The organism is Sphingobium sp. DC-2, from assembly GCF_000722555.1.
Taxonomy (GTDB): domain Bacteria; phylum Pseudomonadota; class Alphaproteobacteria; order Sphingomonadales; family Sphingomonadaceae; genus Sphingobium; species Sphingobium quisquiliarum.
On the sequence record NZ_JNAC01000026.1, the window covers coordinates 77,060 to 92,261 of the forward strand.

The 15,202-nt window shown below is 66.3% G+C and carries 15 protein-coding genes; 5 read left to right on the forward strand and 10 right to left on the reverse strand.

The genetic code is table 11. The features are described 5' to 3' along the window. Positions 1–40 precede the first annotated feature (40 nt). Genes ET21_RS0104140 through ET21_RS0104150 form a run of 3 tightly spaced genes read right to left on the reverse strand, consistent with a single transcriptional unit; the run spans position 41 to position 3,729 of the window. Positions 41–1,003, reverse strand: coding sequence for a copper resistance protein B (locus tag ET21_RS0104140; RefSeq protein WP_030538705.1), 963 nt, complete (start codon positions 1,001–1,003; stop codon positions 41–43). Further along, on the reverse strand, positions 1,000–2,718 hold the full coding sequence (locus ET21_RS0104145; protein ID WP_030538706.1) for a copper resistance system multicopper oxidase: 1,719 nt from the start codon (positions 2,716–2,718) through the stop codon (positions 1,000–1,002). Before ET21_RS0104145 ends, ET21_RS0104140 begins: the two co-directional genes overlap by 4 nt. 12 nt (positions 2,719–2,730) lie before the next feature. Beyond that, the gene (locus ET21_RS0104150; protein ID WP_030538707.1) at positions 2,731–3,729 is read right to left on the reverse strand and encodes a D-glycerate dehydrogenase; all 999 of its coding nucleotides are present in this window, start codon (positions 3,727–3,729) and stop codon (positions 2,731–2,733) included. A gap of 127 nt (positions 3,730–3,856) precedes the next feature. Between ET21_RS0104150 and ET21_RS0104155 the strand changes: the two genes are divergently transcribed. Beyond that, entirely contained in the window at positions 3,857–4,324 is a 468-nt protein-coding gene (locus tag ET21_RS0104155) for an SH3 domain-containing protein (protein ID WP_030538708.1), read from the forward strand. Positions 4,325–4,461: 137 nt separating this feature from the next. Here the strand turns inward: ET21_RS0104155 and ET21_RS0104160 are convergent, their stop codons facing one another. After that, positions 4,462–6,048 (reverse strand): peptide MFS transporter, encoded by a 1,587-nt coding sequence (locus ET21_RS0104160; protein ID WP_030538709.1) that lies wholly within the window; start codon positions 6,046–6,048, stop codon positions 4,462–4,464. A gap of 119 nt (positions 6,049–6,167) precedes the next feature. Here ET21_RS0104160 and ET21_RS0104165 point away from each other — a divergent pair, with 119 nt between their 5' ends. Together ET21_RS0104165 and ET21_RS0104170 are read left to right on the forward strand one after the other, a co-directional pair. After that, positions 6,168–6,746 (forward strand): nitroreductase, encoded by a 579-nt coding sequence (locus tag ET21_RS0104165; RefSeq protein WP_021237856.1) that lies wholly within the window; start codon positions 6,168–6,170, stop codon positions 6,744–6,746. A gap of 72 nt (positions 6,747–6,818) precedes the next feature. Continuing rightward, on the forward strand, positions 6,819–7,163 hold the full coding sequence (locus ET21_RS0104170) for a GntR family transcriptional regulator (protein ID WP_030538710.1): 345 nt from the start codon (positions 6,819–6,821) through the stop codon (positions 7,161–7,163). Positions 7,164–7,194: 31 nt separating this feature from the next. Here ET21_RS0104170 and ET21_RS25590 read toward each other — a convergent pair whose 3' ends face one another. The 6 genes from ET21_RS25590 to ET21_RS0104200 form a co-directional block, all read right to left on the reverse strand. Further along, the gene (locus ET21_RS25590; RefSeq protein ID WP_081856591.1) at positions 7,195–9,150 is read right to left on the reverse strand and encodes a tetratricopeptide repeat protein; all 1,956 of its coding nucleotides are present in this window, start codon (positions 9,148–9,150) and stop codon (positions 7,195–7,197) included. A gap of 10 nt (positions 9,151–9,160) precedes the next feature. Then, positions 9,161–10,549 carry a TIGR03013 family XrtA/PEP-CTERM system glycosyltransferase gene (locus tag ET21_RS0104180; RefSeq protein ID WP_030538711.1) on the reverse strand — a complete coding sequence of 463 codons (1,389 nt, stop codon included), beginning with the start codon at positions 10,547–10,549 and terminating at the stop codon, positions 9,161–9,163. Between the two features lie 269 nt (positions 10,550–10,818). Further along, complete coding sequence (locus ET21_RS0104185) at positions 10,819–11,085, reverse strand: hypothetical protein (protein WP_030538712.1); 267 nt, start codon at positions 11,083–11,085, stop codon at positions 10,819–10,821. A 47-nt stretch (positions 11,086–11,132) separates the two neighbouring features. Then, positions 11,133–11,798, reverse strand: a complete 666-nt coding sequence (locus ET21_RS0104190) for a sigma-70 family RNA polymerase sigma factor (RefSeq protein ID WP_030538713.1) — start codon at positions 11,796–11,798, stop codon at positions 11,133–11,135. Positions 11,799–11,905: 107 nt separating this feature from the next. Continuing rightward, positions 11,906–12,049 (reverse strand): hypothetical protein, encoded by a 144-nt coding sequence (locus ET21_RS28145; protein ID WP_021237762.1) that lies wholly within the window; start codon positions 12,047–12,049, stop codon positions 11,906–11,908. 94 nt (positions 12,050–12,143) lie between these two features. After that, the gene (locus tag ET21_RS0104200; RefSeq protein WP_021237761.1) at positions 12,144–12,938 is read right to left on the reverse strand and encodes a response regulator; all 795 of its coding nucleotides are present in this window, start codon (positions 12,936–12,938) and stop codon (positions 12,144–12,146) included. Positions 12,939–13,263: 325 nt separating this feature from the next. Between ET21_RS0104200 and ET21_RS25595 the strand changes: the two genes are divergently transcribed. Further along, a complete protein-coding gene (locus ET21_RS25595) occupies positions 13,264–13,461 on the forward strand; it encodes a NepR family anti-sigma factor (protein ID WP_156029016.1) in 198 nt (65 codons plus the stop codon). Between the two features lie 190 nt (positions 13,462–13,651). After that, positions 13,652–15,202, forward strand: a complete 1,551-nt coding sequence (locus ET21_RS0104210) for a sensor histidine kinase (RefSeq protein ID WP_030538714.1) — start codon at positions 13,652–13,654, stop codon at positions 15,200–15,202.

The window sequence follows — 15,202 nt, forward strand, 5'->3', positions numbered from 1 at the left end:
CCGTTTGCCCCCTACCGGCCTGGCCATCAGGCGTTGCGCGTCAGAACCAGAAGCGCAGGCCCGCGACGAAGCTTGTCACCGACGCATCTTCCCCCGCCGCGCGCGCCAGCCGGGCCGTGCCGCCCAGCTTGCGTTCCCAATTGAAGCCCACATAGGGCGCGAATTCGCGCGCCAGTTCATAGCGCAGCCTGAGGCCGAGTTCGATATCCGACAGGCCGGACCCGATGCCGAGTTCCGGCACGTCCTGCGCGGCGATGTTCGCCTCTGCGGCGGGTTGCAGGATCAGGCGCTGGGTGATGCGCTGGTCATAGCTGCCCTCCAGCCGCAGATGCGCGTCGCCCTTGTCCGACAGGAACGCCTGGGCGCTGACTTCGAAGAAATAAGGCGCGAGGCCATCGATGCCGATCACGGCGTAGCTGCGCTGCGGGCGCGGGCGGATGTCGTGGCGGACGCCTGCCTCCAGGTTGAACCAGGGCCCGATCGCGCGGCTGAACAGCGCCTGGATCTCCGCGCTTTCCAGCGGGCCGCCCAGATCGCCCTCCCCTCCCGTCTTGACCGCGAGGCGGTTGATGTCGCCGCCGATCCAGCCTTCGCCTTCCCAATGATAGCCGTCAGCGCCGCGCACCGTGCGATATTCGAGGCGGTCGAGCATCCAGCGCGAGAAGGTCATGCCGCCATTTTCGCGCCGCATAAGATCGCGTGAGCGGGCCATCGCGGCGGGATCGTAGAAGGCGTCTGCGGCGTGATCTGCCGGAGGAGGCGGCGCCGTGCCCTGGGGAATGGCGGCGCCAGGCGTGGGCCGGGCGTGAGCGGCGTGCGGATCTGGGGCGGGCGTGGCTGCCGCGTCATGCTGCTGATGGGTGGAGTGATCCTCGCCCGCCGCTTCATGACCTGCATGGGGATCGGCTGGCGGCATTGCGCCATGATCCATATGCTGATGGTCCTGCGCCATGGCGGGCAGCGGCGCGAGCGCCAGCATCGCGGCGGCGGCGAGCGTCTTCATGCGCCCTCCCCTTCATGCCGCACGGTGACGACGCGCATCATGCCCGAATGCATGTGCAGCAGCATGTGGCAGTGGAAGGCCCAGTCGCCCAGCGCATCGGCGGTAAGGTCGAAACTGACCTTGCCGCCGGGCAGCACGTTCACCGTATGCTTGCGCGGATTATGCGGCCCTGCCCCGGTCACCAGTTCGAAGAAATGGCCGTGCAGATGGATCGGGTGCGGCATCATCGTGTCGTTGATGAGGTTCACGCGCACCCGCTCCATATGGCGGAAGGCGATCGGCGCTGCTCCATCCGACAGCTTCACCCCGTCGAAGGACCACATATAGCGTTCCATATTGGCGGTGAGATGGATGTCCAGCGTCCGGCTGGGCTGGCGCTGGTCCTTGTTGGGTGTCAGCGCCTTGAGGTCGGCATAGGTCAGCACCCGATGGCTTTCATGCTCAAGGCCGGTGGGGCGGCCGGCGGTGCGATCGGCGGGCATCGGCGACAGGGTGGCGACGCCCGGCCCCATGGCGACCTGCGGCGCGACGGAGGGATCGCGCATCTTCATGGCGTGGCCCGCCATGTCCCCATGGTCCATGCCGGCCATGTCCATGCCCATGTCCTTCATGCCCAGCAGCGGACGGGCGCGCAGGGGCGGCACTCGGGCGGCCATGCCGATGCGCGGCGCCAGCGTGGCGCGGACCTGGCCGGAACGGTCTATGGCTTCGGCGATCAGGGCATAGGCTTGGTCCTCGGGAGGCTGCACCAAGACGTCGTAGGTTTCCGCGATTCCGATCTGGAATTCATCGGTTTCGACCGGCTGCACATCCTGACCGTCGCATTGCACGACGGTCATGGACAGACCGGGCAGGCGGACGTTGAAGTTCGTCATCGCCGACGCGTTGATGATGCGCAGCCGCACCCGCTCGCCAGGGGTGAAGAGGCCGGTCCAGTTCTCCGCCGTGCCATGGCCGTTGACGAGGAAGCTGTAGGTCGATCCGGTGACGTCCGAAATGTCCGTGGGGTCCATCCGCATCGCGCCCCATTGCAGGCGTTCCTGGATGCCTTGGTCCCTGCCCGCGAGCAGCCCGGCCAGAGTCTGCCGCTGCATGTTGAAATAGCCGCCATTCTGCTTGAGCCGCCGCAGCAGCAGATGCGGATGAATGGGGCTCCAGTCCGACAGCACGATCACATGCTCGCGCGTGGCCTGCACCGGGTCCGGCGCGGCGGGATCGATGACGATCGGGCCATAATGGCCGATCGCTTCCTGCATGCCGGAATGGCTGTGATACCAATAGGTGCCCGACTGGCGGACGGGGAAATCATAGGTGAAGGTTTCGCCGGGGCGGATGCCGGGGAAGCTGACGCCCGGAACGCCATCCATCTGGAACGGCACGATCAGGCCATGCCAGTGGATCGACGTGTCCTCCTTCAGCCGGTTGGTGACGGCGATGCGGACATTCTGCCCTTCCTTCAGGCGGATGAGCGGCGCTGGCAGCGTGCCGTTGACCGTCACCGCATGCGCGGAGCGGCCGCCGGTCGAAAAATGGCTTTCCCCAACAGTCAGCGCGATGGCTTCTCCGCTCAACACCCCGGCAGAGGGGAGGAGGCCCGGCGTTCCGCTGCGCGCCCAGGCGGGGAACGCGCCGCCCACTCCGGCGAGACCGGCCAGACCGGCTGCGCCCATGAGAAGGCTACGGCGGGTAATGTCGTGATCGAGGGGCTCAGTCATTGCGGACGGGCCTTACACCCATCCTTCCAGAACCTGGTTGGGCGGGCGGTGGCCATCGGCCCAGCTGCGGATATTGGCGATCACCCGCGCGCCGGTGGCGTCGCGCCCTTCGAAGGTCGCAGAGCCCATATGCGGCAGCAGCACCACGTTGGACAAGGCGAGCAGCCGGGCATCAACGGCCGGTTCATGGGCATAGACGTCCAGCCCCGCGCCAGCGATCCGCCCTTCGGCGAGCGCGGCGATCAGCGCCGGTTCGTCCGTGATCTCCGCGCGGGAGGTGTTGATGAGATAGGCGTCCGGCCGCATCAGCGCGATACGCCGCGCGTCGATCATGCCCCGGCTGTCGCTGTTGAGCGGGCAGTTGATCGACACGATGTCGCTGTCTGCCAGCAGGGAGTCGGCATCGGCATGCCAGGTGGCGGCGAGTTCCTGTTCCACCTCGAAAGGCAGGCGATGGCGGTTGTGATAGGCGACGGTCAGGCCGAAAGCGGCAGCGCGGCGGGCGACGGCGCGGCCGATGCGCCCCATGCCGATGATGCCCAGCCGCTTGCCGCCGATGCGATGTCCCAGCATGCCGGACGGGCTCCATCCGGTCCAGCGGCCCGACCGCACCAGCTTTTCCCCCTCCGCCAGACGCCGGGGCACGGACAGGATGAGCGCCATGGTCATGTCCGCCGTGTCTTCGGTCAGCACGCCGGGCGTGTTGGTGACGATCACGCCCCTGCGCCGCGCCGCTGCCAGATCGATATGGTCGACCCCGCTGCCGAAGCTGGCGATCAGTTGCAGCCGGTCCGGCGCGCCTTCGATCAGGGCGGCGTCGATCTGGTCCGTGACGGAGGGCACCAGCACGTCGCATTGCGCCATGGCGCGGGTCAGCGCGGTGCGGTCCATCGGCGTGTCGCCCACGTTGAAGACCGCATCGAACAATTCGGCCATGCGCGCCTCGACATTGGGAGGCAAACGGCGCGTGACGATGACGCGCGGCTTGGCGGGGCGCGGTTTATGGGCCATGCAAGGCCGCTATTCCCCGTTCGGGCGCTGGTCAAGCGCTTATGCCCCATCGGCAAGTCGGCAGTTGCCCGCAATGGCGGGCAGAGGCTATGGTCATGACCAGGACGGTGAAGGGAACAGGTCAGGCATGAAGGGGTATCTGCTCGGCGCGGGAGCCATCGCGGCGCTGTGCATTGCGGGAGCATCGGGGGCATCCCCGGCCAGGCCGGTCCCTTACTGGGCGTCCATCAGCCAGGACGAGGCGCGGATGCGCGTCGGGCCCAGCCTGGATTATCCGTCCAACTGGGTCTACCGCCGCCGCGACCTGCCGGTGAAGGTCGTGCAGGTGCTGGGCCTGTGGCGCAAGGTCGAGGACCCGGACGGCACGCAGGGCTGGATGCACGTGCGCCTGCTGAGCGATACCGCGACGGCGATCGTCACCGCCCGCACGGCGCCGATGCGCGCGTCCGCCGACGACGGCGCCCGGACCGTATATCGCGCCGAAAAAGGCGTGGTGGGCCGGCTGGCTTCGTGCAGCAACGGATGGTGCCAATTCGACGTAAAAGGTCAAAAGGGCTTTGTGCGGGCCACGGATGTCTGGGGCGCGACGCAATAGAGCGCCGGATCACGATCGCGGCTGACCCCCTGATCCAGGCTGGGTCCGTCCAGGCCTGCGTGGAAAGGGCAAGAGCAAGAGCCTTCGGTTAGCCGGGCCAGCGGCATGCCAGTCCATGCCCGTCCCAACCCTTAGGATCATCCAAGCCGGTCTGGTTTACCGGCCATGTCGTCCCGCACAGCATAGCCGTCAGCGGGAGCATTCCCGAACACATCAACATCGTCCAGCCGGTCTAGGTGCATCAGCCGCTTCACCCATGGCGCGATGGCCATCACCGCCACGCCGATGCCGATCGACCACCAGCCGATCCGGCCGTAGACCGCCAGCACCCCTTCGCGCGAAGCCGCGCCTTCTTCGCCGCCGGCCGCCGCCGCGATCATGCCCGCCGCATATTCGCCCAGCGCCATGGCGAGGAACCAAATGCCCATCATCAGGCCAATCATTCGCGAGGGCGCAAGCTTCGACATGGCGGAAAGGCCGACCGGCGACAGGCACAGTTCGCCCAGCGTGTGGCAGAGATAGAGGAGGAAAATGAACAGCAGCGGCGTCAGCGTGCCCGGCGCGCCGCTGCCTGCGACGAGGACGAGGAAACCCGCGCCGACGAGCGCCAGCGCCAGGCCGAACTTGGCCGGAGTCGACGGCTCCCACCCGCGCCTGGCGAGCCATATCCACAGCGCGGCGATGACCGGCCCGAACAGCAGGATATAGGCGGCGTTGACCGACTGGAACATGGGAGCGGGCACGTTGAAGCCCAGGATCGTTCGGTCGGTATAGCGATCGGTGAACAAAGCGAGCGAGGAGCCGGTCTGTTCGTACAGGCCCCAGAAAATCGGATTGACGACCAGCAGGAACAGCGCCGCCAGCATCCGGTCGCGCCCCACCCGCTCCATCCGGCCGAACGCTTCCCAGAGGATATAGAGCACGACCAGCGCGCTGGCCGCGGCCAGCATCCATCCGACGATCGCATGCTGCTGGATCAGGAACCAGCAGAGCAGGATCGAAAGCAGGCTGGACAGATAGACCAGCCATTCCCGGCTGATCAGTCCGCCCACCCGCTGCGCAAGGCCCGCCGGATCGGGCGGCTCGCCCCCGCCCTGCAACAGCGGCTTGCACCAGACGAAGCCGATCACGCCCGCGATCATCCCCACCGACGCCGCGCCGAAGCCCCAATGCCAGCCCCAGCGCTGCCCCAGATAGCCGCAGATCAGCGGCCCGATGGTCGCGCCCACATTGATGCCCATGTAGAAGATCGTATAGGCCGGGTCCCTGCGCATGTCGGCGCGCGGGTAAAGCTGCCCCACCAGCGCCGACACGCTGGACTTGAGGAAGCCCGTGCCGGTGATGACGGTCGCAAGGCCCAGCCAGAACAGCCCCACGCCCATGCCGCTGGACGCCACGCCCCCTTCCAGGCCGAGGATGATGTGCCCGATGGCGATGACGACGCCGCCGAACAGAACGGCCTTGCGCTGGCCCAGATAGCGGTCGGCAAGGTAGCCGCCCATCAGCGGGGAAATGTAGATCAGCGACATATAGGCGCCATAAGCATAGGCGGCGTCGCGATCGGAAAAGAGGAAATGCTGCGTCAGGTAGAAGATCAGCAGCGCGCGCATGCCGTAGAAGGAAAAGCGCTCCCACATTTCCACGAAGAACAGGAGGAACAGCCCGCGCGGATGGCCGAGCCAGGTCTTTCCCGTTCCGGCCGCGATCGATGTTGAGGTCGCCATCCACTTCCCTGCATGCTGTCCCCAACGGGGCGATGCAGAAGCGTAGAGCGGAAATCATACAAGTGTCAAAGAGGCGCGCATACTTGCGCTGGCGAGGATGCCGCGCCATTTGGAACCGCATGTTCAACGATCTCAGCACGCCCCTGTCACTCCTTCGCACGCGCCGGTCGGGCAAGCCGCGCGATCTGGCCGCGCCCGGACCGGATGACGGGCAGTTGCGCCAGATGCTGGAAATCGCGCTGCGCACGCCCGATCATGGCAAGCTGGCCCCCTGGCGCTTCGTCATCGTGCCGCAGGACAGGCGCGACGCGCTCGCGGCGCTGCTGGAACAGGCTTACCGGGCGGAAAAGCCGGATGCCGGGCGGCTGGAACTGGAGGCGATGCACCAGTTCGCGCATCAGGCGCCCGCGCTGGTCGTGGCGCTCTCCGCGCCTGTGGCGGGCAGCAAGATACCTTTGTGGGAACAGGAATTGTCGTCCGGCGCGGCGATCATGAACCTGCTTCACGCCGCCCATGCGCTGGGGTTCGCGGCAGGATGGCTGACCGGCTGGCCCGCCTATAATGAGGATGTGCGCGCCGCCTTTGCGGGAGATGGGGAGCGCATCGCCGGGTTCGTCTTCATCGGCACGCCCAGCCGTCCGCAGGAAGAACGGCCCCGACCGCTATATGACGAAAAAGTGTCCTTCTGGGACAGATAGTTGCGCGGAAGCGATGGGCGGCGTTCCGCCCTTCCTTGACCTGCATGGCTGTATTATGGCACTGATGCAGTGATGGTCGAAGATTCCAAGCCTGTCTATCTGCGCCTGAGGGACATCATCGCGGCCTCCATATTGGACGGCACTTATGGCGATGGCGACATGCTGCCTTCGGTCCGGGCTCTGGCTGCGCAAGAGGGGGCGAACCCGCTGACGGTGGCGAAGGCCTATCAATGTTTTCAGGATGACGGGCTGGTCGTGGTGAAGCGCGGCGTGGGCATGTTCGTGGCGGAAGGCGCGAGCCGCCGCCTGCGCGAAGCGGAACGGCGGCGGTTTCTGGACACCGTGTGGCCCCCGGTCGCCGACCAGATCAGGCGGCTTGGCATATCGGCCGAAGATCTGGACTTGCAGCGCGTTTGATCCTGAACATGATGGAGCCTGAACGCAGGCTCTAGCGCGCCGCCAGTTTCGCGCCTTTCGCGGCATAGGCCTGCGCCAGATGAGCGCGCAGGACGGGGTGCGCGGGGGCGAGCGCCACGGCCTTTTCCAGCAGGTCGATCGCGGGCTGGCGCTCTCCGTTCGCGAGCAGGACCCAGCCATAGGCGTCCGCCGCCACCGGACTGCCGGGCAGCAGGCGATAGGCATGGGCGGCATAGCTGCGGGCGGCGGGCAAGTCGCCGGTCTCCAGCGCCGCGCGGGCGAGGTCGGCCATCAGCAGCGCGTCATTGCTGCCGATGCGCGCCTGCACCCCGCGCAGCAGGCGGAGCGCCCCGCGCCAGTCGCTGCGCTGCATCGCTTGCGCCGCCGACAGCCGCATGGCGTCCACATCATTGGGGTTCTGCGCCAGCAAGGCACTGACGATCCGGGCGGACTGGCCGGGATCACCGAGCTTGCGCCACGCCGCCGCTAGCCGCAGCGCCGCTTCGCGCGAATTGCCGATCTTCGCGCCCGCTTCATAGGCGCGCACGGCCTCCCGCATCCGCCCTGCGGCATCCAGCGAGTCGCCCAGCACCAGCCACGCCGCCGGAGCGCCGGGATTGGCGCGGCTCAGCAATCGGGCGCGCTCCACCGCCAGACCAGCCTTGCCGCTGTTCAGCAGGGCGCGGATATAGGGAATATTGTCCTGCGCGAAGCGGGCATCGGCGGGCGCGGGACCGGCTGCGATGGCCGCGTCCTGCGGGCTGGCGAAGGGCACGGCGGCCGGGCGCGCGGGCCAGGCAGCGCGGGCGAGCATGTCCTGCGCCATGGCGCTTTGCCCCATCGCCTCCTGCACGCGGGCGGCAAGCGTCAGCACATAGGGATCGGCGTCCCTCTGCGCGACCATGGGCGCGAGCGCATTGGCCGCCGCCACATGATCCCCCGCCTCGAAAAGCGCGCGGCCAAGCAAAGTGCGGGCGACGTCATTGTCCGGCTGGCTGGCGGCGAGCGGCGCGAGCGTCTGCGCCGCCTGCGCCGCCTTGCCGCCCTCGATCAGCAGCACGCCGCGCAGCAGCATCGTCGCGGGTTCCGCGTCCAGCCTGCCGCCGGTGCGCGCGAGCAGGGTCCGGGCGAGGTCCGCCCTGCCCGCCCGTGCCGCCATGACGGCCTGCATGAACCAGGCGCGCGCATTGCCCGGATCGATCGCCAGCAGCCGCCGGGACACGCCCAGCATCCGCCGCGCCTCGCCGCTGTCCGCCAGCGTCGCGCCATATTGCTCCAGAGCGGGCACGTCATGGGGGTCGCGTTCCAGCGCCCGCTCGAACCAGGGGAGCGCGGCGGTCAGGCCATATTGATCGCGCACCAGTTCGCCACGCGCGGTCAGCGCCCGGACGCTGCCCGGCGCGATCTGCAAGGCACGATCGGCGGCAAGGATCGCCCCCGCCTGATCCCCCGCAGCCATGCGCAGCCGCGACAGCGCGACCCATGCCTGCGCATCGGAAGCGTCCAGCTTGAGCGCGCGGTCGAGGGCGGCCGCCGCCGATGGAAGGTCGCCCTTCGCCAGCCATGCCTGCCCCACCACGCGCGCGGCGATGGCGCGCGAACTGGCGGGCACGTCCCCCATCCCCGCCTCCTGCAACGCGCCATCAGGATCGCCCTGGAGCAGCAAGGCTTCGGCCATCAGGTGGCGCGTCGCCGCCGCGCTGCCGCTGAGCTGGCGGGCCCGTTCGATCTGGATGCGCGCGGCTTCGCCATCCCGCAGGTCCAGCAGTGCCCGCGCCTGGGCAATGCGCGCGGGAATCGAATTGGGGTGCGCGCGCACGGCGTTCATCAATTCGACCCGCGCGGTGCGGGCATCGCCCTTCGCCAGCGCCGCGATGCCGCGCGACAGGGCCGCGTCCGCCGCGCCCCTGTGCCATTGCCACAGCGCGGCGGCCGACAGCAGCGCCGCCACGATCGCGGCCAGCAGCAGGAAACGGGCGCGGCTCATCAGCGTCGCCTCAGCGCGCCCCTTCGGGCCACAGGATGACTCGCACCGTCTGGATCAGGATCAGGAAATCCAGGAAGGGCGTGTAGTTCTTGGCGTAATAAAGGTCATATTCCAGCTTGTGCCGGGCATCCTCGATCGATGCGCCATAGGGATAGTTGATCTGCGCCCAACCGGTGATGCCGGGCTTCACCATATGGCGTTCGGCATAATAGCGCAGATGCTGTTCCAGATCGTCGACGAACTGGCGCCGTTCGGGGCGGGGGCCGACGAAGCTCATCTCCCCCTTCAGCACCGTCCATGTCTGGGGCAGTTCATCGATGCGCAGCTTGCGCAGCCAATAGCCGAGGCGGGTGATGCGCGGGTCATCCTTTTCCGCCCAGACCGCCTGCCCGCTGACCTCCGCATCCTGGCGCATGGTGCGCAGCTTCACGATCCAGAATTCCTCGCCGAACAGGCCGACGCGCTGCTGGCGGTAGAAGGCGGGACCCTTGCTGTCGAGCTTCACCAGCAGCGCCGCGATCAGGATGACCGGGCCGGTGAGCAGCAGGAGCAGCGAACTGGCGATGATGTCGAACAGGCGCTTGGCGATGCTCGACAGGCGGCGGCCCGCGGAAAAGCCGTCGGAAAAGATCAGCCAGCTCGGATTGACGCTGTCCAGATCGACGCGGCCGGTCTCCCGCTCCAGAAATGTCGAGATTTCGTTGACGTGGACGCCGGTCGTCTTGATCCGCAGCAGGTCGGACAATGGCAGGGCGTTGCGCCGTTCCTCCAGCGCCAGCACGACCTCGCTCGCGCCAAGCCGGACGACGAAATCGGCCAGATTGTAGATGGCGTTGCGGTTGATGGCTTCGGGAATGACCTGCGCGCCGTCATTCATGGCGATATAGCCGACGACGAGGAAGCCCGATCCCTTGCGCTGCTCCAACTGGCGGATGCGGTCAGCGCGCTGTCCCGCGCCCAGCACGACCAGCCGCCGCTTGAAGGCTTCGCCGCCCAGCATCGATCCCAGCAGCAGCCGGATGGCGAGAAGCAGGACGACCGACAGGCCCATGGCGTAAAGCGAGTTGGACCGCCACAAGGTCAGGTCGGGCAGCAGGAAATGCATGACCGACAGGAAAATGACGCCCAGCGATATCGCGACCAGCAGCCGGGCCATTGCAAAGCGAAGGGATTGCAGCGCCTCCGTCCCGTAAACGCCGACCGCGATCATGCCGGTCTGGATCGACAGGGCAAAGCTTAGCAGCGGGCCGATGCGGGTCATCACATGGTCCACCTCCATGCCGATCTGGCTGGCACGGATGATCCACCCCGCTTCGGCGGCGCACAGCAGCAGAACGAAGTCCAGCAATCCCAGCAGCAGCACCGCATGCGGCACATAATGTTTGAAAAGCCTGATCATCGTTCGCGCATATATCCCGACGCTGCCCGCACAGAAGCGAGCCCATGGCATCGGACCGGCCTGGCGCTGCAAGACGATCCGACAATGACCGGACCCTTGCACGAAATTCGCAAAGATTCTCTGAAGATGAGGATGGAGGCCGGGTGGCGAAGCGCTCCATCCATTACAAAAAGGCGAGATCCTTTGACCAGCAGCAGGCGATCAGGAGGAGGATGTGGCAAGCTCAGCCCGAAGGGGGCAAGAGGTGGCGATGATCATCGAATGATCAGCTAACGGCGATTGCCGATCTGGTCCGCCGCATTCTGTGCAGCGTCGCCGACGAGGCGGACGGCGCTGTCGGCGGAGTTGGCCGCGTCCGTCACGGCGCGCTCCGGGCCGCTTTCGCGATCTTTGGTCAGGTAGAAAAAGCCGATTGCAAGGACAAGGGCGATGGCGATCAGGATGAAGATCAGACCGCTGCCGCGCGTCATCGCAGGGTCCGTGGCGCGTGGCGCCCCAGGCTCGTCGTCCGGCAGGCCTTCTCCATTTCCCACCATGCGCCCTCTCCCATATCCGCCTCTCCTTTCAAGACGGATTGCAGGGTTTAATCCGCATCGGGGCCGGTTTCATCTTCCTTCTTTTCCCGTCCCCGGCTCAACCGGTCGACATCATCCATAATCTCGTCGAGCACCGCCGTATCCGTGGCTTCCTGGCTCCGCCGCGAAGGCAGGTCGCCATTGTCCAATATCTGTTCCAGCGCGGCGCGGCCCCGCGCGACACGGCTTTTGATCGTGCCCACGGCCACGCCGCAAATTTCCGCCGCTTCTTCATAGGCGAAACCGCCCGCGCCGACCAGGATCAATGCCTCGCGCTGCGGCTGGGGCAGCTGGAGCAGCGCGCGCTGCATGTCGGAAAGCTCCACATGCTTGTCCTGACCCGCGGGCGCGGCCAGCAGCCGGTCTGCCGTCAGGTCGTCCCAATCGCCCCGGAAGCGGGAGCGCCGCATCTGGGAGAGATAATGGTTGCGCAGGATGATAAAGGTCCAGGCGCGCATGTTGGTCCCGGCCTGGAACCGCCCACGCGCGGCCCATGCCTTCAACAGCGTTTCCTGGACCAGATCGTCCGCGACGTCGCGATTGCCCGACAGAGAGCGGCCGAAGGCGCGCAGGTGCGGAATGACCGCCGCCAGTTCCCGCTTGAAATCGGAATCCGACAGGGATTCGCGTACAGGTTCCTGCTGCTCCCCTTGCTGGCTCAGCCCTTCGCTCATGGGAACAACCCTCTCACTGGCTGTCGCCCTCGCCGCATGAATCGAAGTCGTCAAAGCCATAAATGCGTCCGCATCCTATACCCATTGCTTCCGGCAGCCAAAGACCTTCACCCTTTATAATATGCCCAAAGCACGATCAGCATTCCAATAACCACCAAAGGCAAGGAAATGCCCAGGATGTAACGGACGATGTGCGGGGTGGAACCTGAACGCGCGTCATCGGTAACGACATGCTGTTCTTCGTCCGCCATTGCTTCATCTCCCGATCGTTACGCATAAATAACGCGGGGTGGCAGCACCGGTTCCGCCCGCCATCCACTCTTTCGCCAAAGTGCCTGGCGCGACTCAGGCCGGCGCGGTCGCCTCGTCAAAGAACAGCGCCTGCGAAATCGCCGCCTTGACCGTCGACCGCTGGAACGGCTTGGTGATGAGGAAGGTCGGTTCGGGGCGCTCGCCGGTCAGCAGCCTTTCGGGGAAGGCGGTGATGAAGATCACTGGGACGGAGAATTCGGCCAGAATGTCCTTCACCGCGTCGATACCGCTGGAATCGTCGGCGAGCTGGATGTCGGCGAGCACCAGGCCGGGACGTTCCGCCATCGCCTCCCGCACGGCATCCTCGCGGGTGACGGCGATCGCCGTGACCTCATGCCCCAGGTCGCGCACGATGGTTTCGATGTCCATCGCGATGATCGGCTCATCCTCGATGATCAGCACCTTGGCGCGCGTCTGCGCCTCGATCTCGCTCAGCGCTTCTTCGACCAGCGCCTCGACATCGGCGGGCTCCAGCCCGATGAGATAGGCCACGTCATCGACGGTGAAGCCTTCCAGCGCGGTCAGCAGAAGCGCCTGGCGCGGCAGCGGCGTCAGCCGGGCAAGCCGTGCCTGCGCCACCGCTTCATGCCCGTCCGCGCCGGTCAGCACCGGCCCATCCTCCAGATGGGAAGACGACCAGATGGCGTGGAAGATCTTGTAGAGGCCAAGGCGCGGATCGACATCGGCCGGAAATTCCTCCGGCGCCGCGACGATCGCTTCCAGGGTCGCGCGGACATAGGCGTCGCCATGCGCCTGACTGCCCGTCAGGGCGCGGGCATAGCGGCGCAGGAATGGAAGGTGGGGGTGCAGTTGCTGTCCTAGCGACATCTGTAGGTCTTCTCCCAGCCCGAAGGCGCGTTGTTCAAAAACATTTGCAAAGGGGGAAGGATGGATCGCTGACGCCGATGTGGCAAGCCCCCGCCCCTTTTTCCGCCACCGGCGAACCAGTCGCAAAAAATGCTTCGGCACAGGGAACCAACGAGCGGCGGATTTGTTTCACAGCCGTTCGGTTTTTTCATCAATGCTGCCAATTCGTTTCGCACTCGCATGACGATCGATTGACGTCATCCGCGAAAGCCGCGAAAAGAACGGGCATTACGGCTTATTGTTTCAGAGGGGCATGGTTTTGGTTGCTTCAACGACGGAACGGGATGTGAAGGGAGGGGACAAGAAAGATGTCGGCGCCAACACCCCCGCTTCGGGCGTGAAGGGGGAAGCCGCGCGCAAGCGCCGCTCCGCCCCGCATAAGGAAGAAAATCAGGTCTCCAACGCTTTGCGCTCGGTCTATCAGCGCGCCGTGGACGAAGATATTCCCTCTGAAATGCTCGACCTGCTGCGCAAGCTGGACTAGGCAGCCGCATAGCGGCCACGGCCGCCTTCTGAATCGATGCGAGCGGAGGGGGTGGCCTTGCATTTTGAAACCGGAAGACCGCAATCGCCGTTTGCCATGCAAGGCAAGCGCGCAACCGCTCTTGCTGAAGTTCGAATGGCCCTGACGATCGCATGATCGGGAGCCGCCCCATCCGGCGAACCTTTTGCTCATGCTCAAATTGAACAGCATCATCCATTCCACGGGCGTCAAGATGTTCCTCATCCTGACGCTGGCGCTGCTGCCGTTGGGCCTGATCGCGCTCATCGCCTCCTTGCAGGCGATCCGCACCGCTGATCTGGAAAAGGAGGCGCTGCTGCGCGTGGCGGTGACGCAGAGCGCGCGCAAGCTGACCGCGGATCTCGCGTCGGACCGTACCGCGCTGATGCTGACGGCCAATGCGCTGGCGAACGGCGATGCCGACACCGGCATGTGCCGCCGCCTGTCGGTGTTCCTGACATCCCATGATCGTGAAGGCGCGCGCTTCTATATCTATGATCGCGCGGGACGCCGCCTGTGCGGGTCGCCCCAGCCGGAGCCTGCGGGGCTCACCGGCGAAACGCGCTTTGCCAGGCCGCCGTTCGAACTGCTGCCGCAATCGGGATTTCTGGTCAGCCGCGCGCAAAGCGGCAACGGCCGGATCGTGGCGCTCGCTTATTATTCGCGCGGCTATCTGGAAAGCATCGCCAACCCGGCCACGGCTTTGCAGAACCGGCAGCTCAGCCTGCGGCAGGGCGAGAAGACGCTGGTCGTCAGCCGCCCCTCCCGGCATCCGGGCGGCCATAGCACCAGCCTGTCCGCGCGGCTCGACCCGCCCGACATACTGTTGACCATGACCCTGCGCGACCCGCCGGTGACGCTGGCGCGCATGCTGTCGCTGTTCCTGCCGCTGGTGATGTGGTTCGCGGCGGCGGCGATCGGCTGGCTGGTGGTGAACCGCCTGCTCATCAAGCCGCTGGTGGTGCTGCGCCGGACGGTGGCCGCCTATCATCCCGGCGAAGTGCTGGAGCCCATGCGCCGCATCCGCACGCCCGCGCAGGAAATCGTGGCGCTGGGCGAAACCTTCCGCGAGATCAGCGAGGATGTCGCCACCCACGAGGCCGAAATGGCGGAGGGACTGGAGACCCAGCGCAAGCTGACGCGCGAGGTGCATCACCGGGTCAAGAACAACCTTCAGATCATCGCCAGCCTGATCAGCCTGCATGCCCGGTCCGCGCATGATCCCGAAGCGGTGGAAGCCTATGCGTCGATCCAGCGCCGGGTCGACGCGCTGTCGGTCGTCCACCGGAACCATTATGCCGAACTGGAGGAAAATCGCGGCGTCGGCGTCCGGTCGCTGATCAGCGAGCTTTCCGCCAGCCTGCGCGGCACCGCCCCGGCCGAAGCGCGGCGGTTCGGCATCCAGATCGACAGCGACAACCTGCACATCAGCCAGGATGTGGCCGTGCCCATAGCCTTCCTGCTTACCGAACTGGTGGAACTGGCGATGATATGCGATCCGCGCGCGGGCATGCGGATTTCCGCGCATCTCGACAGCGAGCAGGCGGACCGGGCGATCCTGCATGTCAGTTCCCCCGCCCTGCGCGGTTCCGAAACGATGAGCGCGCAGGTGGACGAGCGTTACGGGCGGGTGCTGACCGGATTGTCACGGCAGCTTCGTTCGCCTCTGGCGCATGATCCTGAGGCGGGCGATTATGCGATTGCGTTCACTGTCCTCCCCTGA